The following is a 25,456-nucleotide window of genomic DNA, read 5'->3' as shown; positions in this document are numbered from 1 at the left end:
GCCAATCATGGATAACAATCAAATGCCAAATATGATGCCGATCATGGATAACAATCAACCACCGAATATGATGCCATATCAAATGCCATACCAACAGCCTATGATGCCGTCAAATCCCTATTATCAACCACAAAATCCATATCAAATGCCATATCAGCAAGGAGCACCGTTTGGACCGCAATATACGTCTATGCCAAATCCAAATATGATGCCGATAGATAATAATATGCCGCCGCTCGTGCAAGGAGAGGAAGATTGTGGATGCGGAGGAGAGAGTAGGTTATATAGTCCGCAACCTGGAGGACCACAATACGCGAATCCTTTATATTATCAACCAACCCAATCCGCATATGCACCGCAGCCAGGAACGATGTACTATCAACCAGATCCGCCAAATGTATTTGGGGAGCCAGTTTCAGAAGAAGAGGATGAAGAAGTCTAAAAAAGGTGGGATTATTCCCACCTTTTTTGTATGTAAATTCGTTCTGGAAACGGAAGATTTACAACGAATGTTAGAAAATCCCCAGTGAAATATTAACAGTGTAAAAACCTTCTCTGTTACTCATCATAAGAGGGAGCTTTTCAGAAGAGAAGCTCATTCTAACAGAGGGGGTTTTTGTATTGAATACGAAAGTAAAAGTGATTGCTGCTTCTTTGTTAGTTACCAGTGCATTAGCTGCATGTGGTACACCAAAAGATAATAATGCAATGGATGGACGTAACTACAATTACGAGCGTACATCTTATAATGATACACATCAGTATCGTGATAATGTAACGCGTAACGATCGTTATACAGATTATGTAACATATAGAAATGGTCGTAACGATACAGGATACAATTATTACCGTGATGTAAATTACAACGGTCAAATTGCTAATCCGCATCCAACTCGTAATATTACAATGAACAATTCATACATGAACAATGATGGTAAAACTGCAGAAAAAATTACAAATCGTGTGAAACGTATGAATAACGTAGACCGTGTGTCTACAGTTGTATATGGAAACGATGTGGCGATTGCGGTAAAACCGCGTAATCCAGTATCGAATGAAACGGCACTTGCAAACGAAATTCGTCAAGCAGTTGCAAATGAAGTTGGAAACAGAAATGTATATGTTTCTGTAAGAAATGATATGTTTACTCGTGTCGATGCAATGAGTACACGCTTACGTAACGGTACAGTTACAAACGATTTTAATCGTGACATAGTGAATATGTTCCGAGACATCCGTTACGGTTTAACTGGTACAATGCGATAGCAAAACAAAAGAGGAAGGGTGAGCCCTTCCTCTTTATTCATCGTCGTCTTGTAAACGACGCTTTTTAATAAAATAACTAATGGAATAAGAAACTAAAAAGCATATGAAGAGAATACTACCTGTTAAAATAGCTTCAAATAGAGGTCTTTCTGGACTGAAAATGATATAAATAATAGCCATAACGATTCCTACAATAAGAGAGCGTAAAACAAGTTTGTAATAAGGAGTTAACTTTATTTCCTTTTCGCCTTCTTCTACATCGATTGAAACACTTAACTGTAAATAAGCAAGTAAAATACTCGTAAGCATAAATAATAGCCACAATGGAGATTTCGTAATTTGATCCATTCCTTCAGTGAATCCAATATAGCCTAAAATTCCAACTACGCCAATGTATTGAAAAAGAAAGACAATACGTATATTTTTCAATGTTTGCAGAATGAGACGTTCATCCTTTATTTTTTTCACAATATCCATCTCCTGTTTATGATGATTTCGCTGTCGTATTAATCGTAACATATATATTACATTTATCAATTTATAATTTACATATAATTCATTTGGATGAAAGAGGAAATAAAATATTTTTATAAACATGTTGCACTTATACTTTATTAATGTTATATTAGCAAAGCGATGAGCTAATTTACGTAAGACGAGAGATATGCTTAAGTGCTAAACACGCGAATGTGGTCGCCTGGTCTCTCGCCGTAAACGCATCAAGACGCCTGCTTTGCAGGCGTCTTTCATTTTGTATAAAACAAATGCTAATGCAGATAAGGATAAAACTTTATCTGCATTTTTTTATTTTTGAGAGAAATGTAATACGGTCATTTATATGGATAAAACCCCCATTTCCGGAAAAACTACTAATGAAAGTTTGATCTTGCCTAAAAGAGGTGAACGGAAATGAAATGGATACTGATTGCAGTACAAGCTTTCGTTATGATATTTTGCTTAGCTTATGAGACGAGTGCGAGGGCGGAAGGGCCAGTACCGAAAGTGACAGAGAAAGACCCTCAAGTTACAATTTTATTAGAGCGTATGTATGTTGATGGAGAAGTAAGTGAAGAAATCTTTACAGAAAAAGTGGCGGATTTAGAAAAGTTTTTACAGCAGTATAAAGAATGGCAGCTCGTTGATCGTGATGATGTACAAATCGTATTACAAAAGAAAGTTGATGATATTTCTCCGTTATTAAAGACTAGCGGTTATTTTGGCGTGTCAGAGGAAGGGATATTACAAATTTTTAAAGGTGTACCGAAAAGTGATAATGCGATTCATTCCTTCTTTCAAATTGATATGAAAAAGCTTGAGAGTTATGAGCGTGCGAAATTGAAGCGTGGTATTCGCATTAAATCAAAAGAAGGTTTTGTGAAGACGATTGAAAAAATGAAGCAATACGCAGTGCAAAATAAGAAAAAAAGCAGCTCATGGTGAGCTGCTTTTTTCTTATTTATTTTTAGCTAAAATTTCTTTTGCGATTTCATCAATTAGCATATCTTTTCCGATAGGATTGAAAGCTTTCGTATTGAAGATTTCATTTGATACTTCATATACATGATTGTTTTTTACTGCTTTATTGTCTTTCCAAACGGCACTATTTTTGTAGTCTTCGTAAACCTTATCAGCTTCGCCGCCAAAGTTTACAATAAACATTTGATCAGGTTGGAATGCAACAAGACCTTCTAGCGATACTTGCGCCATCGTTTGTTTTAAATCTGTACCTTTTGTTGCTGGAAGTTTTAAGTCGTTAAAGATGATGTCGCCGTACCCGAAGCTACCGTATACACGGAAGTTTTGTGGTGTAACTGCGACGAACATAAAGTTCTCATCTTTTGTTTTCTCTTTAATCTTTTTAGATAAAGAATCTGCTTTTTTATCGTAGTCTGCAATCCATTTGTCTGTTTTCTTTTCTTCGTCAAATAGTTTACCTACTTCTTTAAACTTACCACGCCAATCTTCTAAGTTTGTTTCTAGAACTACTGTAGGTGCAACCTTTTCTAATTGATCATAAATCTTCAATTGACGATTATTTAAAATAATTAAGTCTGGTTTTAAAGCAGTAACAGCTTCTAAATCAACTTTAGGTGCCCAGTACCAACCTACTGCTTTTACTCCATCTAGTTTTTCTGTTAAATGCTTTTGGATTTTATCTTTATATGTATTTGCTGTACCAACAGGTTTATGTCCAAGAAGTAATAATTCTTCTGTTGATCCAGATAAGTCAACAATTCTCTTTGGATTTACTGGAATTGTAGATTCCCCTTTAGCATGTTTTACAACTTTTGTTTTCGGTTGTTCTTTTGCTTTTGATTCTTCTTTTTGAGAAGAACAGCCAACGATAGAAAGAACAACTAGCATAATAGTAAATAAAATAAATAGTTTACGTTTCATCCTGATGTAACCCCTTTAATTAGTATTGATAATCATTATCGACCTCTGTATATTAAGGTGCTTTACACTTTCTGTCAATGGAAAATAACAGAAGTTTCAAATAGAGAACATTTGTTGGGGCAGTCTCGCTTTTCTATCATTAAATATGTTAAAATGGAATACATGATTTAAGAGGGAGAGATCGTATTTTGTTTGAATATGTTACAGGTTACGTGGAGCATGTAGGACCGGAATATGTAGTAATTGACCATAATGGAATTGGTTATCAAATTTTTACACCGAATCCGTATGTATTTCAAAGAAGTAAGCAAGAAATCCGTGTCTATACATATCATTATGTGAGAGAAGATATTATGGCACTTTACGGTTTTAAAACACGTGAAGAGCGTTTATTATTTACAAAGTTGTTAGGTGTGTCTGGTATTGGGCCAAAAGGCGCTCTTGCAATTTTAGCTTCTGGTCAAACAGGACAGGTCGTTCAAGCGATTGAACATGAGGATGAGAAGTTTTTAGTGAAATTCCCGGGCGTCGGAAAGAAAACAGCGCGCCAAATGATTTTAGATTTAAAAGGAAAACTAGCTGATGTCGTGCCAGATGCATTTGTTGATTTATTCTCAGGCGCAGAACGTTTTGATGAGAAAAAAGGTTCATCGGCTGAGCTTGATGAGGCGCTGGAAGCTCTGCGCGCACTTGGATATGCGGAACGAGAAGTTTCTCGCGTTGTACCAGAGCTATTAAAAGAATCATTAACGACGGATCAGTATATTAAAAAGGCACTTAGTCTTTTACTAAATGGTAAGAGGTGAGTATAATGGACGAACGTCTCCTTTCAGGGGAATCTGCATATGAAGATGCAGATTTAGAATATTCATTACGGCCACAGACGCTCCGTCAGTATATTGGCCAAGATAAAGCGAAACATAATTTAGAGGTGTTTATTGAAGCGGCGAAAATGCGTGGGGAAACGTTAGATCACGTGCTTTTATATGGACCACCGGGTCTTGGTAAAACGACGCTTGCGAATATTATTGCAAATGAAATGGGCGTAAATGTTAGAACTACTTCAGGTCCAGCAATTGAAAGGCCGGGAGATTTAGCAGCTGTATTAACAGCACTTCAGCCAGGGGATGTATTATTTATTGATGAAATTCATCGTTTGCATAGATCAATTGAAGAAGTACTATATCCTGCGATGGAAGATTTTTGTCTTGATATTGTAATTGGAAAAGGACCGTCAGCACGGTCTGTACGATTAGATTTACCGCCATTTACATTAGTTGGAGCAACGACGCGTGCAGGTGCATTATCAGCGCCGCTTCGTGACCGTTTCGGTGTGCTTTCAAGATTAGAGTATTACACAGTAGATCAGCTTTCTGCAATTGTTGAACGTACAGCAGAAGTATTCGAAGTTGAAATTGATTCGTTAGCCGCACTAGAAATTGCAAGACGTGCTCGTGGTACACCTCGTATTGCGAATCGTTTATTACGACGTGTACGAGATTTTGCACAAGTTCGTGGTAACGGAACGGTTACGATGGAAATTACACAGATGGCGTTAGAACTACTGCAAGTAGATAAATTAGGTCTAGATCATATTGATCATAAATTGTTGCTTGGTATTATTGAGAAATTCCGTGGTGGCCCAGTTGGACTAGAAACGGTTTCGGCAACGATTGGAGAAGAATCTCATACGATTGAAGATGTGTATGAGCCATATTTATTACAAATTGGCTTTTTACAACGAACGCCAAGGGGCCGAATTGTAACGCCACTTGCATATGAGCATTTCGGAATGGAGATGCCAAAAGTATGACGGAGATGCCAAAATTGCTTATTACAGCAGGTATCTTACTTATTGTTGTTGGATTAGCTTGGAAGTTCATTGGAAGACTTCCAGGCGATATTTTTGTGAAAAAAGGAAACGTTACCTTTTATTTTCCTATCATTACATGTATTGTTTTAAGTATTGTATTATCTTTTATTATGTATATAATAAATCGATTCAAATAAGAAATAGGTGGATATAGTTATGGATATTAATCTGTTTGATTTTCATTTACCAGAAGAACTTATTGCACAAGTCCCATTAGAAGAGCGTGAAACATCAAGATTAATGGTGTTAGACCGTGAAACAGGGGATATTGAGCATAAACATTTTACAGACATTCTTTCTTACTTACATGAGGGGGATTGCTTAGTTTTAAATGAAACGAAAGTAATGCCAGCTCGTTTGCACGGTGTGAAAGAAGATACAGGCGCACACATTGAAGTACTTCTTCTAAAGCAAGAGGAAGGTGATAAGTGGGAAACGCTTGTTAAGCCAGCGAAACGTGTGAAAGAAGGAACTGTTATCTCTTTTGGCGAAGGGAAATTAAAAGCAACTTGCACAGGAACTGCAGATCAAGGTGGACGTCAGCTTGAATTTTCATATGACGGCATCTTCTATGAAATTTTAGATGAACTTGGAGAAATGCCACTTCCTCCATATATTAAAGAGACGCTAGAAGATCGCGATCGCTATCAAACGGTATATGCGAAAGAAATCGGTTCAGCAGCAGCGCCGACAGCAGGACTTCACTTTACAGAAGAGTTACTGGAGAAGTTAAAACAAAAAGGCGTTGAGTTAGCATTTATTACACTTCACGTAGGGCTTGGAACATTTAGACCAGTTTCTGCTGATACGATTGAAGAACACCATATGCACGCAGAATATTACCATATGTCTGAAGAGACAGCGGTATTATTAAACCGTGTGAAAGAGAATGGTGGGCGTATTATTACGGTAGGTACGACATCAACTCGTACGTTAGAAACAATTGCGACAGATCATGACGGCAAGCTTTGTGCTGCTTCTGGCTGGACAGACATCTTTATGTATCCAGGTTATGAATTTAAAGCAATTGATGGTTTAATTACAAACTTCCATTTACCGAAATCAACATTAATCATGCTTGTAAGTGCATTTGCAAATAGAGATAATGTACTTCATGCTTATAATGAAGCAGTAAAAGAAAAATATCGTTTCTTTAGCTTCGGTGATGCAATGTTCGTTGCATCTCACGCTAAAATGGGAAACAAATAAAAGGAGTAAATTATGACAGCAATTCGTTATGAATTTATTAAAACTTGTAAACAAACGGGTGCCCGTTTAGGACGTGTACATACGCCGCACGGTTCATTTGATACGCCGACATTTATGCCAGTTGGTACACTTGCAACAGTTAAGACAATGTCACCAGAAGAATTAAAAGCAATGGATTCTGGCATTATTTTAAGTAATACGTATCATTTATGGTTACGTCCAGGTCATGAAATTGTACGCGAAGCAGGTGGTTTGCATAAATTTATGAACTGGGATCGTGCCATTCTAACAGACTCTGGTGGTTTCCAAGTATTTAGCTTAAGTGACTTCCGCCGTATTGAAGAAGAAGGTGTTCATTTCCGTAATCACTTGAATGGAGATAAATTATTCTTATCACCAGAAAAAGCGATGGAAATTCAAAATGCATTAGGTTCAGATATTATGATGGCATTTGATGAGTGTCCACCATTCCCAGCTACTTTTGAATATATGAAGAAATCTGTAGAACGTACAAGCCGCTGGGCAGAGCGTTGCTTAAAAGCGCATGAACGTCCACAAGATCAAGGTTTATTCGGTATTGTACAGGGCGGAGAGTTTGAAGAACTTCGTCGTCAAAGTGCAAAAGATCTTGTTTCAATGGACTTCCCTGGCTATGCTATAGGTGGTCTATCTGTTGGTGAACCAAAGGATATTATGAATCGTGTCCTTGAGTTTACAACACCACTTCTTCCAGACGATAAACCACGTTACTTAATGGGCGTAGGTTCTCCTGACTCATTAATTGATGGTGCAATTCGCGGTGTTGATATGTTTGACTGTGTACTTCCAACTCGTATCGCTCGAAATGGTACATGTATGACAAGTGAAGGTCGCCTTGTTGTGAAAAATGCGAAATTCGCAAGAGACTTCGGTCCGCTTGATCCAAATTGTGATTGCTACACATGTAAAAATTACTCTCGCGCGTATATTCGTCATTTAATGAAATGTGATGAAACGTTCGGAATTCGTTTAACGTCTTATCACAACCTTCATTTTCTGTTAAACTTAATGGAGCAGGTGAGACAAGCTATTCGTGAAGACCGTCTTGGCGATTTCCGCGAAGAGTTCTTTGAACAGTATGGCTTTAATAAACCGAATGCTAAAAACTTCTAATACATAATTTAAAAGGAGGAACAAAAGATGAATCCAGGTATGATGAATATCGTTATGATCGTTGCGATGTTTGCGATTTTCTATTTCTTATTAATTCGCCCGCAACAAAAGCGTCAAAAAGCAGTTGCTCAAATGCAAAGTGAGTTATCAAAAGGTGATGCTATCGTAACAATCGGTGGTTTACACGGTACAATCGAATCAGTAGATGAAACGAAAATTGTTGTTAAATCTGGTGGTTCACATTTAACTTTCGATCGCAATGCGATTCGTGAAGTTGTGAAAAACTAATGAGGAAGGCCCTGCATGAAATGTGCAGGGCCTTTTTTAGTTGTTTTGTTTTGACATATTTACACCGAAAATACCACCGAGTGTACTCGCACCCATTAATGCTAATTGGTAAAGTAACTGTGAGTTCGATAAAGTTTGAGAGAAGCCTAAATAGTTAACTAGAAAAACAAGTATAGTGAATGTAAGTCCTGTTGTGAATCCTACTAGCCAACCTTTTCCTTGGGCTTTCTTGCCGGCAGTAAATCCAGATATGAGCATAGATAAAAGAGCTAGTATAAAAATAGTAACGGCTAATGTCCCTTCGTTCATATCTGTAAATTTCAATAAAAGAGCCATAACCATGCTAGTAATTGTTGCAAGAATTAATAGGATAACGATACCGAAGCCAATCGCAGTTGATAATTTTTTTGTTCCATCCATTTATACATTCCCCCTTTTTAATACAAGCATATTTTCCTTTTGCCTAAGTTAGACTAGTTTCTTTTTTATAGGGGAATCTATAGGTAAAAAAGGAGATGCAGAAATGGAATGGGTATCGGTAATTGGCCGGACGATGCTTTTGTATATCATCATATTAATTATTTTTCGTCTTATGGGTAAACGTGAAATAGGAGAATTAAGTGTATTAGATTTAGTCGTATTCATTATGCTTGGCGAAATGGCTGTAGTGGCAATTGAAAATACCGATAAATCACTTTGGCATCAATTAGTTCCGATGATTTTCCTTATGTGTATACAGATCATTTTGTCTGTCATTTCTTTAAAGTTTCAACGCTTTCGGCATTTAATAGAAGGGGAACCAGCGATCATTATTAATGCGGGAAAAATTGACGGAAAAAAGATGAAAAATCAGCGATATAATATAGATGATTTAATGATGCAACTAAGGGAACAGGGAGTTGGAGACATCCGGGATGTAAAATACGCTATTTTAGAACCTTCTGGGAAGTTATCTGTCTTTCAAAAACGAAAAGGCCAAGAGGATGCATTGCAGTTTACTCTTCCTCTTGTTATTGATGGAGAAATTCAATCTAGTCATTTGCAAATGATTGAACATACAGATGAGTGGCTCGTTGGAAAATTAAAAAACTTAGGATATAACGATGTAACACAAATTTTATACTGTAGCTTTCAAAATGGACAATTTTTTGTTGATTTGAAAGAAAACTAGAGGCTTACTATATGAAATAGTAAGCCTGTTTACTTCAAAAATGAAAGTTTTCGAATGATAGGTAGACGACTTAACTCTTCTTTTCGAATGAGCTTGAAAATGAAAAGGAGCACAATATAAACGAGTGTTGTTAAAGTGATTTCCCATAATGTTTGTATGCCAAGTGAATGAGAGAAAATTATATACTTATGAAGGTAAAAACCGCATGAGCCTGCGATACCGATGGCAAGTCCGCCAAAAATATAGTCTTTTGCGTAAATGGTAAATGTAATTTTCTTTAAAACAGTAGCGTAATGAAGAAATGTTACTGTTACTATATTTGCTGCAATTGCAAGGGCAACCCCCATCATTTGAAACTCTGGCCGTGAAGCTAGTACAAAAATAACGATTAATTTCACGATGGCACCAATAAACGTATTCATCATGGCAGCACGTGCTAAATTTAAAGCTTGTAAAACAGAGGTAAGCGGACTTTGAAAATAATGAAATAAAAAGCAAGGTGCAAGAAGCTGGATGAATGCTGTTGCACTATCCGATCCATACATAAGAGTTAAAATAGGTGAAGCGAATACGTATAATATAACGACAGACCATCCACCGGTAATTAATGAAATTCGAAGTGCTTGTTGTAAGCGGTGTTCCACTAATTTATGTTGCCTTTTAGCCATCGCTTCACTAATAGATGGAACGAGTGCTGTAGAAAGAGCATATGTAATAAAGGCTGGCAGTGATAAGAGCGGGAAGGCATAACCATTTAATATACCGTATTGCTGGGTTGCGACAGAGGCAGCGACGCCAGCAATCGCTAAGCTTTGCATAACGACAATAGGTTCAAAAAAGTATGAAACGGAGCCGATTAAACGACTTCCTGTAGTTGGAAGAGCGATATCCATAAGAGAATAAAATGTCCCTTTGCTTTCCTTTACAGTAGTGAAAAATCCAGAGCGTATAGATAAATGTTTTTCACGCTGGAATAAAGTAAGTAAAAATAATAATGATGCAACTTCACCTAGAACAGCTGATAACATAGCGCCGGCTGCTGCATATTCTACGCCGTAAGGTAAAAATAATTGAATGCATATAGCAATAATCGTAATGCGGACAACTTGTTCTATGACTTGGGCGTAAGCGCTAGGTTTCATATTTTGTTTCCCCTGAAAGTAACCGCGTAAAACAGAAGACACAGCTATAACAGGAACGACAGGTAAAATAGCCATTAATGGATAGTACGTTCTCTCATCGGTTAATAATGTTTTTGCTAAAATAGGTGTGAGGAGCATAATCCCAATTGTTAAAATGATACTAATAACGGATGTAACAGCTAATGATACTGTTAATATTTTTTTAACTCTTTGTTTATCGTTCACAGCTTCCGCTTCTGCTACAAATTTTGCGATTGCGACAGGAAGGCCGATTTGTGTTAATGTAATTGCTAGAATGAATGTAGGAACGGCCATCATATAAAGGCCAACGCCTTCTTCTCCTAAAATACGTGCCATTACAATCCGGTTAATAAATCCAAGGATTTTGGTAATAAAGCCGGCTATCATTAAAATAAATGCGCCTTTTAAAAAGCTTTGTCTCGTCATGGTCTTCTCCTACCTTCTCAAAATCAGTGGAATGATTTACAATAATTTATATGCACGTACGAGACAAGAATGACAAGCATTTAAGAGAGTGCTCTTGAAAGTAGTTATTGCTGTCCATTAGAGCGGGATTAAAAGCGACTTTTCGTGCGAAATAAGAAGGAGATGTTATGTATGTTAGATAAAGAGGCTTTGGTAGAATCATACCGCGGACAGTTACAAGTCGTTTTAGAAAGTAAAGTAGAAGAGTTCCACATGTTCGGTTACGACCGAGTGACAGATGATGACATTTGGAAGTTTCTCAAAGTGAAAAAGTGGAAAAAGATAGACAGTGATGTTAGATTGTATGAATTAGTAAATGATGTATTAAGAGTAAGTGCTAATGAGTATATGACATATTTAACTGTTGAAGCGTACCAAGCGCCACTTTGGTCATTTGATGAATATGAAAATAAATAACCGACTGCAATTGGTTTGTTCTTCCTTTTGCAGTATAATGATAGGTATTGATAATGAGGAAATAATTATGTCTAAGATTATATATAAAGGGGGTAGTGAAGAGAGAAAATAAATAATGAAAGTGTAGGTATGGTGAAAAACTTACCGACACAGCTAGTGATGAACTAGCAAAATTATAGAAAGGAAGTCTACTAACTAGACGTATGCACACGTGTAAAAGTGAATCGTAAGAGATTTATTTAAAGTGTTAGTAGCAGAAAGAGGGTACATATGGCAAAGCGTGGTACGAGAATTGCCGCCTTTTTCCTCATCGTTCTATTAATCGGTGGAGTAATTGGTGCGGCAGGAAAAGACATAGCAAAAGGAATTAGTCTAGGACTAGACCTTCGCGGTGGTTTTGAAATTCTGTATGAAGTAAAACCAGCCAAAAAAGGTGATAAAATTGACCGAGAGGCACTTGTAAGTACAGTAGGTGCTCTTGAAAATCGTGTCAATGTTCTCGGTGTAAGTGAGCCGAACATTCAAATCGAAGGGCAAGATCGAATTCGTGTACAGCTTGCTGGTGTACAAGATCAGCAAAAAGCACGTGAGATGTTGTCAACGCAAGCAAAATTAACATTCCGTGATGTAGATGACAATCTACTTATGGATGGAACGGATTTAAAAGGCGGCGGAGCGAAGCAAACGTTTGATGAGCAAGGGCGTGCGAGCGTAGGTCTTACACTAAAAAGCGCTGAAAAATTCCGTGAAGTAACTGAAAAAATTTCAAAAATGCCACCACCAACGAACTTAATGGTAATTTGGCTTGATTTTGAAGAAGGAAAAGATTCGTATAAAGCAGAATCTGCAAAACCGAATCCGAAGTTTTTATCAGCAGCAACAGTAGAACAAGTATTTAACCAAGCTGAAGTATCTATCGTAGGTGGAAACTTCACAGTTGAAAGTGCGAAAGAACTTTCATCTTTATTAAATGCAGGTGCACTTCCTGTTGATTTAAAAGAAATGTATTCAACATCAGTTGGAGCGAAATTTGGTCAACAAGCGTTAGAGCAAACGATTTTCGCTAGTGCGATTGGTATCGCTCTTATTTTCTTATTTATGCTTGTATTCTACCGTTTACCAGGAATTGTAGCGGTTATTATGTTAGGTCTATACATTTTCGTTACACTACTTGTCTTTAACTGGATGCATGCAGTCCTTACGTTGCCAGGTATTGCGGCGTTAGTGCTCGGGGTAGGTATCGCAGTTGATGCGAATATTATTACGTACGAGAGACTGAAAGAAGAACTGAAAATTGGTAAGTCAATGATGTCAGCGTTCCGTGCTGGTAACCATCGTTCATTAGCAACAATTTTAGATGCAAACGTTACGACTCTTGCAGCAGCTGGTGTGTTATTCGTTTATGGTAATAGCTCTGTAAAAGGATTCGCAACAAGTTTAATCGTAAGTATTTTAGTTGGTTTCGTTACGAACGTATTCGGTACTCGTTTCTTACTAAGTTTACTTGTAAAGAGTCGTTACTTCGATAAAAAACCAGGATACTTTGGTGTGAAACAAAAGGATATTATTCCATTAACAAAAGGTGTAGTACATCCACCGACAAGATTTGATCGTATTAACTTCGTAAATATCGGTCATAAATTCCTTGTTTTCTCGATTGTAGTTGTAATTGCAGGTGCAATTATACTACCAATTTTCAAATTGAATCTTGGTATTGACTTTGCGAGTGGTACACGAATTGACTTGCAATCAAAACAAGCAGTTACTGTGTCTGATGTGCATAAAGATTTTAAAGAATTGAACATTGAAGTGAAGGAAGAAAATATTGTACCGACTGGAGATGACAATAAAGGATTCGCAGTTCGTACATTAGGTGTTCTATCAAAAGATGAAATTGCAAAAACAAAAACATTCTTCCACGATAAATACGGTACAGATCCAAACGTGAGTACAGTTTCACCGACAATCGGTAAAGAAATTGCACGAAATGCATTTATCGCAGTATTAATTGCTTCTGCGGTTATCATTTTATACGTAAGTATTCGATTCCGATTTACGTACGCATTATCTGCAGTACTTGCATTATTACATGACGCATTTGTTATGATTGTTATATTTAGTATTTTCCAGTTAGAGGTAGATTTAACGTTTATCGCTGCGGTATTAACAATCATCGGTTATTCTATTAATGACTCAATTGTTACGTTTGATAGAAACCGTGAATTATACAAACAGAAAAAACGAGTTCGCGATATAAAAGACTTAGAAGAAATCGTAAATGCAAGTATTCGCCAAACACTTGGTCGTTCGATTAACACCGTATTAACAGTGTTATTCCCAGTAATTACGTTACTTATCTTCGGTAGTGAGTCACTACGTAACTTCTCGTTTGCGTTACTTGTTGGATTAGTTGTAGGTACGTACTCTTCTGTTTTCGTTGCTTCTCAAATTTGGTTAATGCTTGAAAGCCGTCGTTTGAAAAAGGGTAAAAACAAGAAGAAGGTTGAGAAAGTAGAATCTGAACCGCAAGTATAAAAAAGATGATGTCTCTTTATGAGGCATCTCTTTTTTCGTTTGTGGATACAATAAGATAGCAACTTTAAAATGAAAAAATGGAAGAAAGTGGTGACGTTATCGCTGTTTTTGTTACAATAAAAAGATAGGTTAAGAAAAGAAGGGATTTTAATTATGGAAAAAGATGAACGTTTTAAACAGGCCGAGTTTGGTGCTATTGTCGGGATCGTTGGTAATATTATATTAGCGATTGTAAAGGCGGTAATTGGTTATATTGGGAACAGTAAAGCGTTATTAGCGGATGCCGTGCATTCTGCATCAGATGTAATTGGTTCGCTAGCTGTACTGTTTGGATTGCGAGCAGCAAAGCAGCCGCCTGATGAAGATCATCCATATGGTCATGGTAAAGCGGAATCAATTTCAGCGATTATTGTTGCGGTATTATTATTTATTGTGGGAATCGAGATAGCGATTTCGTCTATAAAAGCTTTTTCGCAGGAACTAGAACCACCGAAAGCAATTACGATTTTTGCTGTTGTTCTTTCGATTATCGTGAAAGAAGGAATGTTTCAATATAAATTCCGATTAGGGAAAAGGGTAAATAGTGATGCAATTATTGCAAATGCATATGAGCACCGTTCGGATGTATTTTCTTCAATTGCAGCTTTAATCGGTATTTGTGCAGCGATTATGGGTGGTAAGTTCGGATTAGATTGGCTTGTATATGCTGATCCAATTGCAGGGTTATTTGTTTCGCTTCTTGTTGCAAAAATGGCGTGGAGTATTGGAGCAGAAGCAATTCATGCAACGCTTGATCATGTTCTTCATGAGGAAGATGTTATTCCGCTTAGAGAAGCAGTACTTCAAATAGATGGTGTGAAAAAAATCGGTTCTTTATATGCAAGGGAGCATGGTCATTACGTTATTGTTGATATTAAAGTTTCAGTAGATCCGTACATTACTGTAGAAGAAGGGCATCGCATTGGAAAGCATGTGAAAGAAACGCTTATGAAACAAGATAACGTACAAAATGTATTTGTACATATAAATCCGTATTCTCCAAATTAAACATTATTAACATTTTAGTATATAGATATTGCATCGTAGTTTGCATTATATTGTCACCCCTTAATCTGTCTTGTATAATGAACAGGTTAAGGGGTGATTTCGTGTTACAACCGAAGACGCGTTGGAAAGAAAAAGAATATAATGGCGAGCGAGTGAGTGAATTAGCAAGTAAATTACAATTATCACCACTTGTCGTTTCGTTATTCCTCGGTAGAGGACTAGATACTGAAGATAAGATTTTAGATTTTTTAAATACAGAAAATCAAGAATTTCATGATCCATTTTTATTGGAAGGAATGGATAGAACGGTAGAACGTGTAAATAAGGCGATTCAAAATGGAGAGCAAATATTAATATTTGGTGACTACGATGCGGACGGAGTAAGTAGTACGACTGTGTTATATCTTGCCTTGCAAGAATTAGGTGCAGATGTAGAATTTTATATTCCAAACCGTTTTACAGAAGGTTATGGACCAAACGAAGAAGCATTTCGTTGGGCGCATAGCGCAGGATTCTCGCTAATTATTACTGTCGATACTGGTATCGCAGCAGTACATGAAGCGAAGGTAGCGAAGGAGCTTGGAGTAGATCTTATTATTACAGATCACCATGAGCCACCACCAGAATTGCCAGAAGCACTTGCGATTATTCATCCGAAATTAGATGGCGGTGTGTATCCATTTCACTATTTAGCTGGTGTAGGTGTTGCGTTTAAAGTTGCGCATGCACTACTGGGCCGTGTACCAGAACATTTATTAGAAATTGCGGTAATTGGTACGGTAGCCGATTTAGTATCACTTCATGGTGAGAATAGATTGCTAGTGAAACGCGGCTTAAAACATATGCGTATGACGAAAAATATTGGACTAAAGGCGCTATTTAAAGTTGCTAACGTTTCGCAAAGTGAAATTACAGAAGAGAGTATTGGCTTCTCAATCGCACCGCGTATTAATGCAGTTGGCCGTTTAGAAGATGCAGCGCCTGCTGTACATCTTTTATTATCAGATGATCCAGAAGAAGCGAAAGAGCTGGCTGAAGAAATTGATGAGCTGAACAAACTGCGAAAAGATATTGTAAAGCAAATTACAGAAGAAGCTATCGCTGAAGTGGAAACTAATTTCACGCCTGAAGAAAATAAAGTATTAGTGCTTGCAAAAGAAGGCTGGAATCCAGGTGTAATTGGAATTGTTGCTTCTAAATTAGTTGAACGTTTTTATCGTCCAACGATTGTATTAAGCATTGATCCTGTAAAAGAAACTGCAAAAGGTTCAGCACGTAGTATTGCAGGATTCGATTTGTTTGCAAACTTGTCAGATTGTAGAGAGCTATTGCCACACTTCGGAGGACATCCGATGGCAGCGGGAATGACGCTACATATGAATGATGTAGATGAATTACGCCGTCGCTTAAATGAGCAAGCAGAGGTAATTTTAACAGAAGAAGATTTTATTCCGATTACAGCTGTTGATGCTTTTTGTAAAGTGGAGGACGTAACACTTGCAGCGATTGAAGATATGCAAAAGTTGGCGCCATTTGGTGTTGGAAATCCGAAACCACGTATTGCAGTGAAAGATGCAGAGCTAGAAAGTATTCGTGCAATCGGATCAGACGGTTCTCATTTGAAAATGGCTCTTCGCGATGGACAGGCAACACTGGATACAATCGGATTTGGTTTTGGCGCGTATGCGAAAGAAATTTCTCCAGTTGCAAAGGTATCTGTAATAGGGGAAGCGTCTATCAATGAATGGAATAATTTTAAGAAGCCGCAATTAATGGTACAAGATATTGCTGTAGACGCATGGCAATTATTTGATTGGCGTAGTATGCGTAACGTAGAATCAAATTTAGCAGAACTTCCAAAAGAAAAAATAACAATGGTGTATTTTTCTGAAGAGGTATTGCATAAATTTTCTTTAGAAGACTATAAAGAGCATATTATGCATGCATCAGAAGTAACTGAGTTAAATGATCAATACATCGTGTTACTTGATTTACCAAAAGGAACAGATGAATTACGAGATCTATTTAAAGTTGGGTTCCCGTCGCGAATTTATACACTATTTTATCAAGAGAATAATCATTTATTTAGTACTGTTCCAACGAGAGAACACTTTAAATGGTACTATTCGTTCTTGAGCCAAAAAGCACCATTTTCTTTAAGACAATATGGAGAACAACTATGTCGTCATAAAGGTTGGTCAAAAGATACAGTAAATTTCATGACACAGGTGTTTTTTGAGTTAGAATTTGTTACAATAAAAGATGGCGTCATTTTTATGGCAGACAAAAAACAAAAGCGTGATTTAATTGAATCGAACACATATCGTGAGAAAATGAACCACTTACAATTAGAAAAAGAATTGGTTTATAGCACATATCAGCAACTATATACATGGTTTGAAACGATTCGTAATCATAAAGAAGTAGAACAGTTAGGGTAAAGGATTTGTATTTACAAACCTTTTAGATCTGAGGAGGATTCAGAAATATGGATTTCAAGCAACATATCGCAATTGTACCGGATTATCCAAAAGAAGGTATTGTGTTTAAAGACATTACACCGTTAATGAATGACGGTAAAGCATACAAAGCAGCAACAGATGCAATCGTTGAGTATGCAAAAGATAGAGATATCGATGTTGTAGTAGGACCAGAAGCTCGTGGCTTTATTATCGGTTGCCCAGTTTCTTACGCATTAGAAGTAGGATTTGCGCCGGTTCGTAAATTAGGAAAATTACCACGTGAAGTAATTACAGTTGACTACGGTAAAGAATATGGTAAAGATGTTTTAACAATCCATAAAGATGCAATTAAGCCAGGTCAACGCGTATTAATTACAGATGACCTATTAGCTACTGGTGGAACAATTGAAGCGACAATTAAGCTAGTTGAAGAACTAGGCGGAGTTGTAGCAGGGATTGCATTCTTAGTAGAGCTTACTTACTTAGATGGTCGTAAAATGTTAGATGGTTACGATGTATTAGTATTAGAAAAATACTAATCACTATATAGTAAAACTACGGTGATAAAAAGTACCCGTGAATCTCTTGGAGAGGAGCGGGTACTTTTGTATAATTGAACAAAAAATTATGGTGAAATGTCAGTAAAATCTTTTCCTTTTCACAATTCACAATCATTGGGTTATAATGATAGAATATAATTTATTCTATTTAATAAAGATAAAGTCAATTTTCAATAAAAGGTGATTCGATGGCAAATGAGCAGGTACTAACAGCTGAACAGGTACTCGAGAAAGCAAGTCAATATTTAGTGGATGAAGATATTGAGCTAGTGGCACGTGCCTATGAATATGCACGAGATGCGCATAGCGAACAATACAGAAAATCGGGTGAACCGTACATTATTCATCCAATTCAAGTTGCAGGTATTTTAGTTGATTTACACATGGATCCAGCTACAGTATCAGCAGGTTTCTTACATGATGTAGTGGAAGATACAGAGATTACACTAGAAGATATTGAACGGGAATTTAACAAAGAGATTGCTATGCTTGTCGATGGTGTGACAAAGCTCGGAAAGATTAAATATAAATCTCATGAGCAACAACAAGCAGAAAACCATCGCAAAATGTTTATTGCAATGGCTCAAGATATTCGAGTTATTTTAATTAAACTAGCTGATCGTCTTCATAACATGCGTACATTGAAACATTTGCCTCAAGAGAAGCAGCGTCGCATAGCGAATGAAACGTTAGAAATCTTTGCACCTTTAGCACATAGGCTCGGAATTAGTACTATTAAATGGGAGCTAGAGGATACGTCACTTCGCTATTTAAATCCACAGCAATATTATCGTATTGTAAATTTAATGAAGCGTAAACGTGCAGAACGTGAAGAGTATTTAGACGAAGTAATGACTGGTATTCGTGAGAAATTAGACGAAGTTGCAATTCAACCTGAAATTTCTGGAAGACCAAAACATATTTACAGTATTTATCGTAAAATGGCACTGCAAAACAAGCAGTTTAATGAAATTTACGATTTATTAGCTGTACGTGTCGTTGTAAATAGTATTAAAGATTGTTATGCAGTGCTTGGAATTATTCATACGTGTTGGAAGCCGATGCCAGGTCGTTTTAAAGATTATATTGCGATGCCGAAAGCGAATCTATATCAATCTCTTCATACGACTGTAATTGGGCCGAAAGGTGATCCACTTGAAGTGCAAATTCGTACGAAAGAAATGCACGAAATTGCAGAATTCGGGATCGCGGCACACTGGGCGTATAAAGAAGGAAAAACAGCAGAAACAACAGGTACATTAGAGAAGAAACTCACATGGTTCCGTCAAATTTTAGAATGGCAAAATGAAGCTTCTAATGCAGAAGAATTTATGGAGTCATTAAAAATTGATTTATTCTCTGATATGGTATTCGTCTTTACACCGAAAGGCGATGTAATGGAATTACCACTTGGATCTGTTCCGATTGATTTCGCGTATCGTGTCCATTCGGAAATTGGAAATAAAACAATTGGTGCAAAAGTAAACGGAAAAATGGTGACGCTTGATTATAAATTAAAAACAGGTGACATCATTGAAATTTTAACATCGAAACATTCGTATGGGCCAAGTCAAGATTGGGTAAAACTTGCTCAAACATCTCATGCTAAAAATAAAATTCGTCAATTCTTTAAGAAGCAACGTAGAGATGAAAATATTGAAAAAGGCCGTGAACTTGTTGAAAAAGAAGTACGTGGTCTAGAGTATGAAATGAAAGAAGTGTTAGCTCCTGACAATTTAAAACGTGTTGCTGAGAAGTTCAATTTTGCAAATGAAGAAGATATGTTTGCAGCAGTTGGATATAGCGGAATTACAGCGTCACAAATTGTTACGAGACTAACGGACAAGTTCCGTAAGCAGCGTGAAGAAGAAGAAATTGTGGAAGTTAAAGAAGTTCGTAAACCGATGAAAATTCGAAAATGGGATTCTGGCGTTAAAGTAAGTGGTGCGGATAATTTATTAATTCGCTTATCAAAATGCTGTAACCCAGTACCGGGTGATGATATCGTTGGGTATATTACGAAAGGCCGAGGCGTATCGATTCACCGCCGTGATTGTGTAAATGTTCATACAGAAGAAGCTGTAGAACGATTATTAGAAGTAGAGTGGGAAGGTAGCCCTGAAAAAGAAATTGAGTATAACGTTGATATTGAAATTTCAGGTTACGATCGCCGTGGTTTATTGAATGAAGTATTGCAAGCTGTTACAGAGACGAAAACGTACATTTCAGCTGTTTCTGGTAGAAGTGACCGTAATAAGATGGCGACAATTAATATGTCAATCTCGATTCGTAACTTACAACATTTGAAAAAAGTAGTAGAACGCATTAAACGTGTTCCAGAAATTTATGCAGTACGACGCATGATGCATTAATAGGGAGTGTAGAAAAGATGAGAGTTGTTTTACAACGATCAAAAGAAGCGTCTGTCACAGTAGACGGTGAGATCGTAGGACAAATTCCGTTCGGTTTAACATTACTAGTTGGCATTACGCATGAAGATACAGAAAAAGATGCAACTTACATTGCAGAAAAAATTGCGAACTTACGTATTTTTGAAGATGAGAGCGGAAAGATGAACCATTCTGTACTTGATGTAGAAGGACAAGTTCTATCAATTTCGCAATTCACATTATACGGAGATTGCCGCAAGGGAAGACGTCCAAACTTTATGGATGCTGCCAAACCTGACTATGCAGAGCGTTTATATGATTTCTTTAATGAAGAAGTACGTAAGCAAGGATTGCATGTAGAAACAGGTAAGTTCGGAGCAATGATGGATGTTTCTTTAATCAATGATGGTCCGGTGACCTTAATTGTGGAAAGTAAATAGTGTTGCTTAAGAAGAGAGGGTTATATAATCCTCTCTTTTTTATACATTGTTGTATGTTTTGTTCATTTATCCCGTTATATGTGGGAATTGGGCTACCCGTAAAAGCCTGATGAAAGTTTCACTTTATCATAGGATTAATTTAAAGGGAATAAAAGGAAAATAAGGTGTAGCATGCTTCAAGAATTCAATATAGCTTTACGCTTCGTGCTAGAGTTATGCATTCTTGGGATTGTTGGATACTGGGGATTGCGAGTAGGAAAAATACCAGCTATAAAAATTACACTTACGATTATTTTTCAGATTATTGTTGCTGTCATATGGGCGTTATTTGGAGCACCGCACGCAGAATGGGAAGTGCGAGGTATATTGCATGCGCTGTTAGAAATTATTGTGTTTGGAATCAATAGCTCGGGTCATTAATTATATAGTATAATGAAAAAAATGGTAAAAATATTTGAATGTATGTGTGATAAGGGGAGATAGTATATGAATTGGTCAGTCTTTAAAGATTTAAAATTTTTATTGCGATTTAGCTTAGCTATTCTTTTCAATGCATTAGGAATTACTTTCGCAGTGTTAAGTTACGGTACTTGGGTAGTATTTGTAATGGCAGCGATGGTTGCAACATTCTTTATGATTCAAAGAGGTGCTTACTTATATAAGAGCGTTATGGAATAACGTTATTCATTTATATGTATAACCCTCTCATCAATATGGAACAATAAAAAGTAAAACATCCATATTGAATGTGAGGGATATACGTATGCGTATGAATGAAAAAGGGCATTCTGTTACAAATGGTGCAAATCAACTGTTTAACGTGAATTTTCATGATTTTATTTCAAAAGAGCAAAACAACACTTCAATGGAGCTTGCTTCTGAATTTGGCATTTCGCTTCAAGATGTTAAGCGTCTAAAGAAGCAAATTGAACGCTCTTAGAGTACTTGACAATCCTACTCAACAAACGTATAGTAATTTTATATTTACATATGAATATAACCGTTGATAGAGAAGAGTAAATGAGACACACATGGAAAGAGAAGAAATGTCTTAGGCTGAAAACATTTCTGCATGATGACTGATTGAATGACACTCTAGAGGTTTCAACTTGAACGGCATATATGCTTAGTAGAGATGAACGCATATTTAAGCGTTATTAAAAAAGTGGAAGCATACGTGCTTCAATTAGGGTGGCACCACGGGTATAATACTCTCGTCCCTACTGTTCAAACAGTAGAGGCGGGAGTTTTTTTATTTTTATTAAGATTAAAACAATTTGAGGAGGAACTGAATATGTCTATTCAAATCCCACGCGGAACGCAAGATATTCTTCCAGGCAATGTTGAGTTATGGCAGTATATCGAAGGGCAAGCACGCGAAATTTGCCGTCGTTACAATTATAAAGAAATTCGCACACCAATTTTTGAACACACTGAGCTATTTTTACGCGGTGTTGGTGATACGACAGATATCGTGCAAAAAGAAATGTACTCATTCCAAGATCGTGGAGAGCGTAGTTTGACATTACGTCCAGAAGGCACTGCACCTGTTGTACGTTCTTACGTTGAAAACAAAATGTTCGGTGACGCAACACAACCAACGAAATTATACTATATCGGTCAAATGTTCCGTTACGAAAGACCACAAGCAGGTCGCTATCGTCAATTCGTACAATTCGGTATCGAAGCAATCGGTAGTAACGATCCTGCAATTGATGCAGAAGTAATTGCACTTGCTGTAGAGTTTTACCGCGGCATGGGCTTAAAAAATATTAAAGTTGTATTAAACAGCTTGGGTGATGCGGCGAGCCGTCAAGCGCACCGTGATGCGTTAATCGCACACTTCGAGCCACGTATTGGTGAGTTCTGTTCTGATTGTCAATCTCGTTTAGAAAAGAATCCTCTTCGTATTTTAGATTGTAAGAAGGACCGTAACCATGAATTAATGGGAACAGCACCATCTATTACAGAATACTTAAACGAAGATTCAGCAGTATACTACGACAAAGTTCAAGAACTATTAACGATGATGGACGTTCCATTTGAAAAAGATCCGAACTTAGTACGTGGTTTAGACTACTACCAACATACTGTTTTTGAAATTATGAGTGAGGCAGAAGGTTTCGGTGCTATCACTACATTAAGCGGTGGTGGTCGTTATAACGGACTTGTACAAGAAATCGGTGGACCAGAGATGCCAGGTATCGGTTTTGCGATGAGTATCGAGCGTTTAATTATGGCGCTAAAAGCTGAAAACATTGAATTACCAATTGAACATAGTATCGATTGTTACGTTGTAGCGCTTGGTGAAAAAGCGAAAGACCATGCTGCAAAAGTTGCGTTTGATCTTCGTAAAGCTGGATTATCAGTTGAAAAAGATTATTTAGATCGCAAAATGAAAGCACAATTTAAATCAGCAGATCGTCTAAAGGCAAAATTTGTAGCTGTATTAGGGGAAGATGAGCTAGATAAAGGCATCATTAACTTAAAAGATATGGCAACAGGTGAACAAGAAGAAGTAGCATTAGATGTATTTGCTTCATACGTAGCAGAGAAATTAATATAGGGGGAACTTACAGTGGCTGAAAGAACACATGCATGTGGAAAAGTAACAGTAGAAGCAGTTGGACAAACAGTTCAATTAAAAGGTTGGGTACAAAAACGCCGTGATTTAGGTGGATTAATCTTTATCGACTTACGTGACCGTACAGGTATCGTACAAGTTGTATTTAACCCAGAAACATCAAAAGAAGCGCTAGAAGTAGCAGAAACAATTCGTAGCGAATACGTATTACACGTAGAAGGTACAGTTGTTGAGCGTGGTGAAGGTGCAATTAATGACAATATGGTAACTGGTCGTATTGAAGTACAAGCAACGAAAGTAAACGTATTAAATGCAGCGAAAACAACGCCAATCATTATTGCTGATGATACAGATGCATCAGAAGATGTGCGTTTAAAATATCGTTATTTAGACTTACGTCGTCCTGTAATGTTTAACACATTCAAAATGCGTCACGACGTAACGAAAACAATTCGTAACTTCTTAGATACAGAAGAATTCTTAGAAGTGGAAACACCAATTTTAACGAAGAGCACGCCAGAAGGAGCTCGTGACTATTTAGTACCAAGTCGTGTACATGACGGCGAATTCTATGCATTACCACAGTCTCCGCAGCTATTTAAACAGCTTCTTATGGTCGGTGGATTTGAGCGTTACTATCAAGTAGCACGTTGTTTCCGTGACGAAGATTTACGTGCGGACCGTCAACCAGAATTCACGCAAATCGATATCGAGGCTTCATTCTTAACACAAGATGAAATTTTAGATATGATGGAGCGCATGATGACGAAAGTTATGAAGGATGCAAAAGGTGTAGAAGTTAGCGCACCATTCCCTCGTATGAAATATGCTGATGCAATGGCTCGCTACGGTTCTGATAAGCCAGATACACGCTTTGAAATGGAACTAACAGACTTATCTGAGTTTGCAGCAGGTTGTGGGTTTAAAGTATTTACAAGTGCTGTAGAAAGCGGCGGACAAGTAAAAGCAATTAATGCAAAAGGTGCTGCGAGCAAATACTCTCGTAAAGATATCGATGCATTAACTGAATTCGTAAAAGTATACGGTGCTAAAGGTCTAGCTTGGCTTAAAGTGGAAGAAGACGGCTTAAAAGGACCGATTGCGAAATTCTTCGGTGAAGAGGATGCAAACGTGTTAATGACTACGCTAGAAGCTACTGCTGGCGACTTATTACTATTCGTAGCAGATAAGAAGAGTGTTGTTGCAGATAGCTTAGGCGCACTTCGCTTACGTCTAGGTAAAGAGCTTGAGTTAATTGACGAAAGTAAATATAACTTCCTATGGGTAACGGATTGGCCACTTCTTGAGTACGACGAAGATGCAGATCGTTACTTCGCAGCTCACCACCCATTCACAATGCCATTCCGTGAAGATGTTGAGTTATTAGAAACAGCACCAGAAAAAGCACGTGCACAAGCATACGACCTTGTATTAAATGGTTATGAGCTTGGTGGTGGATCACTTCGTATTTACGAGCGTGACGTACAAGAAAAAATGTTCAAAGCACTTGGATTCTCACAAGAAGAAGCGCAAGAGCAATTCGGATTCTTATTAGAAGCATTCGAATACGGTACGCCACCACATGGCGGTATCGCATTAGGTTTAGACCGCCTTGTTATGTTACTTGCAGGTCGTACGAACCTTCGTGATACGATTGCATTCCCGAAAACAGCAAGTGCAAGCTGCTTATTAACAGAAGCTCCAAGCCCAGTTGCAGAAGCACAGCTTGAAGAGTTGAACTTGAAATTGAGCTTGAAAGAAGAGAAGTAAGAGAAGTAAAAATAGGGTCTAGATGGTTATACTAATACCATCTAGGCTTTTTTTGATAGGAAGTTTAAAAAGTCCGGTTCAGATAACTGTCGCATCTCATCGTTACGTATGCTAGTCCGGTGCTCGAGTAGTACTCCTACACTGCGCTCCTCCTAGCATACGCGCCTCGATCTGCTCGGTTCTCTGAATCCTCCTTTTTAAAACTGTATTTAGGAAGAAATAAAAGTTGGTTTACACTATGTTTTCATGCTCGAAATATGTATTTTT

General features: G+C 37.4%; 24 protein-coding genes, 2 pseudogenes and 1 other annotated feature. Of the genes and pseudogenes, 22 read left to right on the top strand and 4 right to left on the bottom strand.

Annotated features, from left to right (window positions below; translation table 11 throughout):
- Together V7S50_RS06795 and V7S50_RS06790 are read left to right on the top strand one after the other, a co-directional pair.
- Positions 1 to 442, top strand: a pseudogene (locus V7S50_RS06795) (hypothetical protein); the annotation flags it as partial.
- Between the two features lie 179 nt (positions 443 to 621).
- On the top strand, positions 622 to 1,266 hold the full coding sequence (locus V7S50_RS06790; protein ID WP_242256414.1) for a YhcN/YlaJ family sporulation lipoprotein: 645 nt from the start codon (positions 622 to 624) through the stop codon (positions 1,264 to 1,266).
- A gap of 33 nt (positions 1,267 to 1,299) precedes the next feature.
- Here V7S50_RS06790 and V7S50_RS06785 read toward each other — a convergent pair whose 3' ends face one another.
- Positions 1,300 to 1,743 carry a branched-chain amino acid ABC transporter substrate-binding protein gene (locus V7S50_RS06785; protein WP_242256468.1) on the bottom strand — a complete coding sequence of 148 codons (444 nt, stop codon included), beginning with the start codon at positions 1,741 to 1,743 and terminating at the stop codon, positions 1,300 to 1,302.
- A 432-nt stretch (positions 1,744 to 2,175) separates the two neighbouring features.
- On the opposite strand from V7S50_RS06785, the gene V7S50_RS06780 reads away from it, so the two are divergent.
- Positions 2,176 to 2,706, top strand: coding sequence for a BofC C-terminal domain-containing protein (locus V7S50_RS06780; protein ID WP_242256417.1), 531 nt, complete (start codon positions 2,176 to 2,178; stop codon positions 2,704 to 2,706).
- A gap of 12 nt (positions 2,707 to 2,718) precedes the next feature.
- Here the strand turns inward: V7S50_RS06780 and V7S50_RS06775 are convergent, their stop codons facing one another.
- Positions 2,719 to 3,663, bottom strand: a complete 945-nt coding sequence (locus tag V7S50_RS06775) for an iron-hydroxamate ABC transporter substrate-binding protein (RefSeq protein ID WP_242256418.1) — start codon at positions 3,661 to 3,663, stop codon at positions 2,719 to 2,721.
- 188 nt (positions 3,664 to 3,851) lie between these two features.
- Here V7S50_RS06775 and ruvA point away from each other — a divergent pair, with 188 nt between their 5' ends.
- From ruvA to yajC, 6 genes are read left to right on the top strand one after another with little or no spacing between them, the layout of a single operon-like run.
- On the top strand, positions 3,852 to 4,469 hold the full coding sequence (gene ruvA / locus V7S50_RS06770; RefSeq protein WP_242256420.1) for a Holliday junction DNA helicase RuvA: 618 nt from the start codon (positions 3,852 to 3,854) through the stop codon (positions 4,467 to 4,469).
- 5 nt (positions 4,470 to 4,474) lie between these two features.
- A complete protein-coding gene (gene ruvB, locus V7S50_RS06765) occupies positions 4,475 to 5,476 on the top strand; it encodes a Holliday junction branch migration DNA helicase RuvB (protein WP_242256422.1) in 1,002 nt (333 codons plus the stop codon).
- Positions 5,473 to 5,673, top strand: a complete 201-nt coding sequence (locus tag V7S50_RS06760; RefSeq protein ID WP_000138162.1) for a DUF2905 domain-containing protein — start codon at positions 5,473 to 5,475, stop codon at positions 5,671 to 5,673. Before ruvB ends, V7S50_RS06760 begins: the two co-directional genes overlap by 4 nt.
- 19 nt (positions 5,674 to 5,692) lie before the next feature.
- The gene (gene queA, locus V7S50_RS06755) at positions 5,693 to 6,745 is read left to right on the top strand and encodes a tRNA preQ1(34) S-adenosylmethionine ribosyltransferase-isomerase QueA (RefSeq protein WP_062922781.1); all 1,053 of its coding nucleotides are present in this window, start codon (positions 5,693 to 5,695) and stop codon (positions 6,743 to 6,745) included.
- A gap of 12 nt (positions 6,746 to 6,757) precedes the next feature.
- Complete coding sequence (gene tgt, locus V7S50_RS06750; RefSeq protein ID WP_000125368.1) at positions 6,758 to 7,897, top strand: tRNA guanosine(34) transglycosylase Tgt; 1,140 nt, start codon at positions 6,758 to 6,760, stop codon at positions 7,895 to 7,897.
- A gap of 27 nt (positions 7,898 to 7,924) precedes the next feature.
- Positions 7,925 to 8,185, top strand: coding sequence for a preprotein translocase subunit YajC (yajC, locus tag V7S50_RS06745; RefSeq protein WP_063222847.1), 261 nt, complete (start codon positions 7,925 to 7,927; stop codon positions 8,183 to 8,185).
- A 36-nt stretch (positions 8,186 to 8,221) separates the two neighbouring features.
- Here the strand turns inward: yajC and V7S50_RS06740 are convergent, their stop codons facing one another.
- Positions 8,222 to 8,605, bottom strand: coding sequence for a TIGR04086 family membrane protein (locus tag V7S50_RS06740; protein ID WP_242256424.1), 384 nt, complete (start codon positions 8,603 to 8,605; stop codon positions 8,222 to 8,224).
- Positions 8,606 to 8,708: 103 nt separating this feature from the next.
- Between V7S50_RS06740 and V7S50_RS06735 the strand changes: the two genes are divergently transcribed.
- Positions 8,709 to 9,356 carry a DUF421 domain-containing protein gene (locus tag V7S50_RS06735; RefSeq protein WP_242256426.1) on the top strand — a complete coding sequence of 216 codons (648 nt, stop codon included), beginning with the start codon at positions 8,709 to 8,711 and terminating at the stop codon, positions 9,354 to 9,356.
- A 29-nt stretch (positions 9,357 to 9,385) separates the two neighbouring features.
- On the opposite strand, the gene spoVB is transcribed toward V7S50_RS06735, so the two are convergent.
- The gene (spoVB, locus tag V7S50_RS06730; RefSeq protein ID WP_242256428.1) at positions 9,386 to 10,945 is read right to left on the bottom strand and encodes a stage V sporulation protein B; all 1,560 of its coding nucleotides are present in this window, start codon (positions 10,943 to 10,945) and stop codon (positions 9,386 to 9,388) included.
- 171 nt (positions 10,946 to 11,116) lie between these two features.
- Between spoVB and V7S50_RS06725 the strand changes: the two genes are divergently transcribed.
- From V7S50_RS06725 to aspS, 12 genes and pseudogenes are all read left to right on the top strand, one after another.
- On the top strand, positions 11,117 to 11,401 hold the full coding sequence (locus tag V7S50_RS06725) for a post-transcriptional regulator (protein ID WP_000884549.1): 285 nt from the start codon (positions 11,117 to 11,119) through the stop codon (positions 11,399 to 11,401).
- Positions 11,402 to 11,671: 270 nt separating this feature from the next.
- Positions 11,672 to 13,936, top strand: a complete 2,265-nt coding sequence (gene secDF, locus V7S50_RS06720; protein WP_242256430.1) for a protein translocase subunit SecDF — start codon at positions 11,672 to 11,674, stop codon at positions 13,934 to 13,936.
- Between the two features lie 153 nt (positions 13,937 to 14,089).
- The gene (locus V7S50_RS06715; RefSeq protein ID WP_063222852.1) at positions 14,090 to 14,983 is read left to right on the top strand and encodes a cation diffusion facilitator family transporter; all 894 of its coding nucleotides are present in this window, start codon (positions 14,090 to 14,092) and stop codon (positions 14,981 to 14,983) included.
- Positions 14,984 to 15,084: 101 nt separating this feature from the next.
- Entirely contained in the window at positions 15,085 to 17,424 is a 2,340-nt protein-coding gene (gene recJ, locus V7S50_RS06710; protein WP_063222853.1) for a single-stranded-DNA-specific exonuclease RecJ, read from the top strand.
- A 47-nt stretch (positions 17,425 to 17,471) separates the two neighbouring features.
- The gene (locus V7S50_RS06705) at positions 17,472 to 17,984 is read left to right on the top strand and encodes an adenine phosphoribosyltransferase (protein ID WP_000346213.1); all 513 of its coding nucleotides are present in this window, start codon (positions 17,472 to 17,474) and stop codon (positions 17,982 to 17,984) included.
- Positions 17,985 to 18,193: 209 nt separating this feature from the next.
- Positions 18,194 to 20,377, top strand: a complete 2,184-nt coding sequence (relA, locus tag V7S50_RS06700) for a GTP diphosphokinase (RefSeq protein ID WP_063222854.1) — start codon at positions 18,194 to 18,196, stop codon at positions 20,375 to 20,377.
- Positions 20,378 to 20,394: 17 nt separating this feature from the next.
- Positions 20,395 to 20,835 carry a D-tyrosyl-tRNA(Tyr) deacylase gene (locus V7S50_RS06695; protein ID WP_001266956.1) on the top strand — a complete coding sequence of 147 codons (441 nt, stop codon included), beginning with the start codon at positions 20,395 to 20,397 and terminating at the stop codon, positions 20,833 to 20,835.
- A gap of 171 nt (positions 20,836 to 21,006) precedes the next feature.
- Positions 21,007 to 21,237, top strand: a pseudogene (locus tag V7S50_RS06690) (YrdB family protein); the annotation flags it as partial.
- 84 nt (positions 21,238 to 21,321) lie between these two features.
- Complete coding sequence (locus tag V7S50_RS06685) at positions 21,322 to 21,513, top strand: hypothetical protein (RefSeq protein ID WP_063222857.1); 192 nt, start codon at positions 21,322 to 21,324, stop codon at positions 21,511 to 21,513.
- 85 nt (positions 21,514 to 21,598) lie between these two features.
- Complete coding sequence (locus tag V7S50_RS06680) at positions 21,599 to 21,775, top strand: hypothetical protein (protein ID WP_001242605.1); 177 nt, start codon at positions 21,599 to 21,601, stop codon at positions 21,773 to 21,775.
- A 54-nt stretch (positions 21,776 to 21,829) separates the two neighbouring features.
- Positions 21,830 to 22,060 (top strand) — a binding site (T-box leader).
- A 69-nt stretch (positions 22,061 to 22,129) separates the two neighbouring features.
- Complete coding sequence (gene hisS, locus V7S50_RS06675) at positions 22,130 to 23,401, top strand: histidine--tRNA ligase (RefSeq protein ID WP_242256432.1); 1,272 nt, start codon at positions 22,130 to 22,132, stop codon at positions 23,399 to 23,401.
- Between the two features lie 12 nt (positions 23,402 to 23,413).
- Complete coding sequence (gene aspS, locus V7S50_RS06670) at positions 23,414 to 25,189, top strand: aspartate--tRNA ligase (RefSeq protein ID WP_242256434.1); 1,776 nt, start codon at positions 23,414 to 23,416, stop codon at positions 25,187 to 25,189.
- Positions 25,190 to 25,456: the final 267 nt, after the last annotated feature.

It is taken from the genome of Bacillus sp. CCNWLW194, from assembly GCF_037120585.1.
In the GTDB taxonomy this organism is placed as follows: Bacteria; Bacillota; Bacilli; order Bacillales; family Bacillaceae_G; genus Bacillus_A; species Bacillus_A basilensis.
The sequence above is the reverse complement of the archived record's forward strand: the minus strand, read 5'-3'. Positions and strand labels throughout refer to the sequence as shown.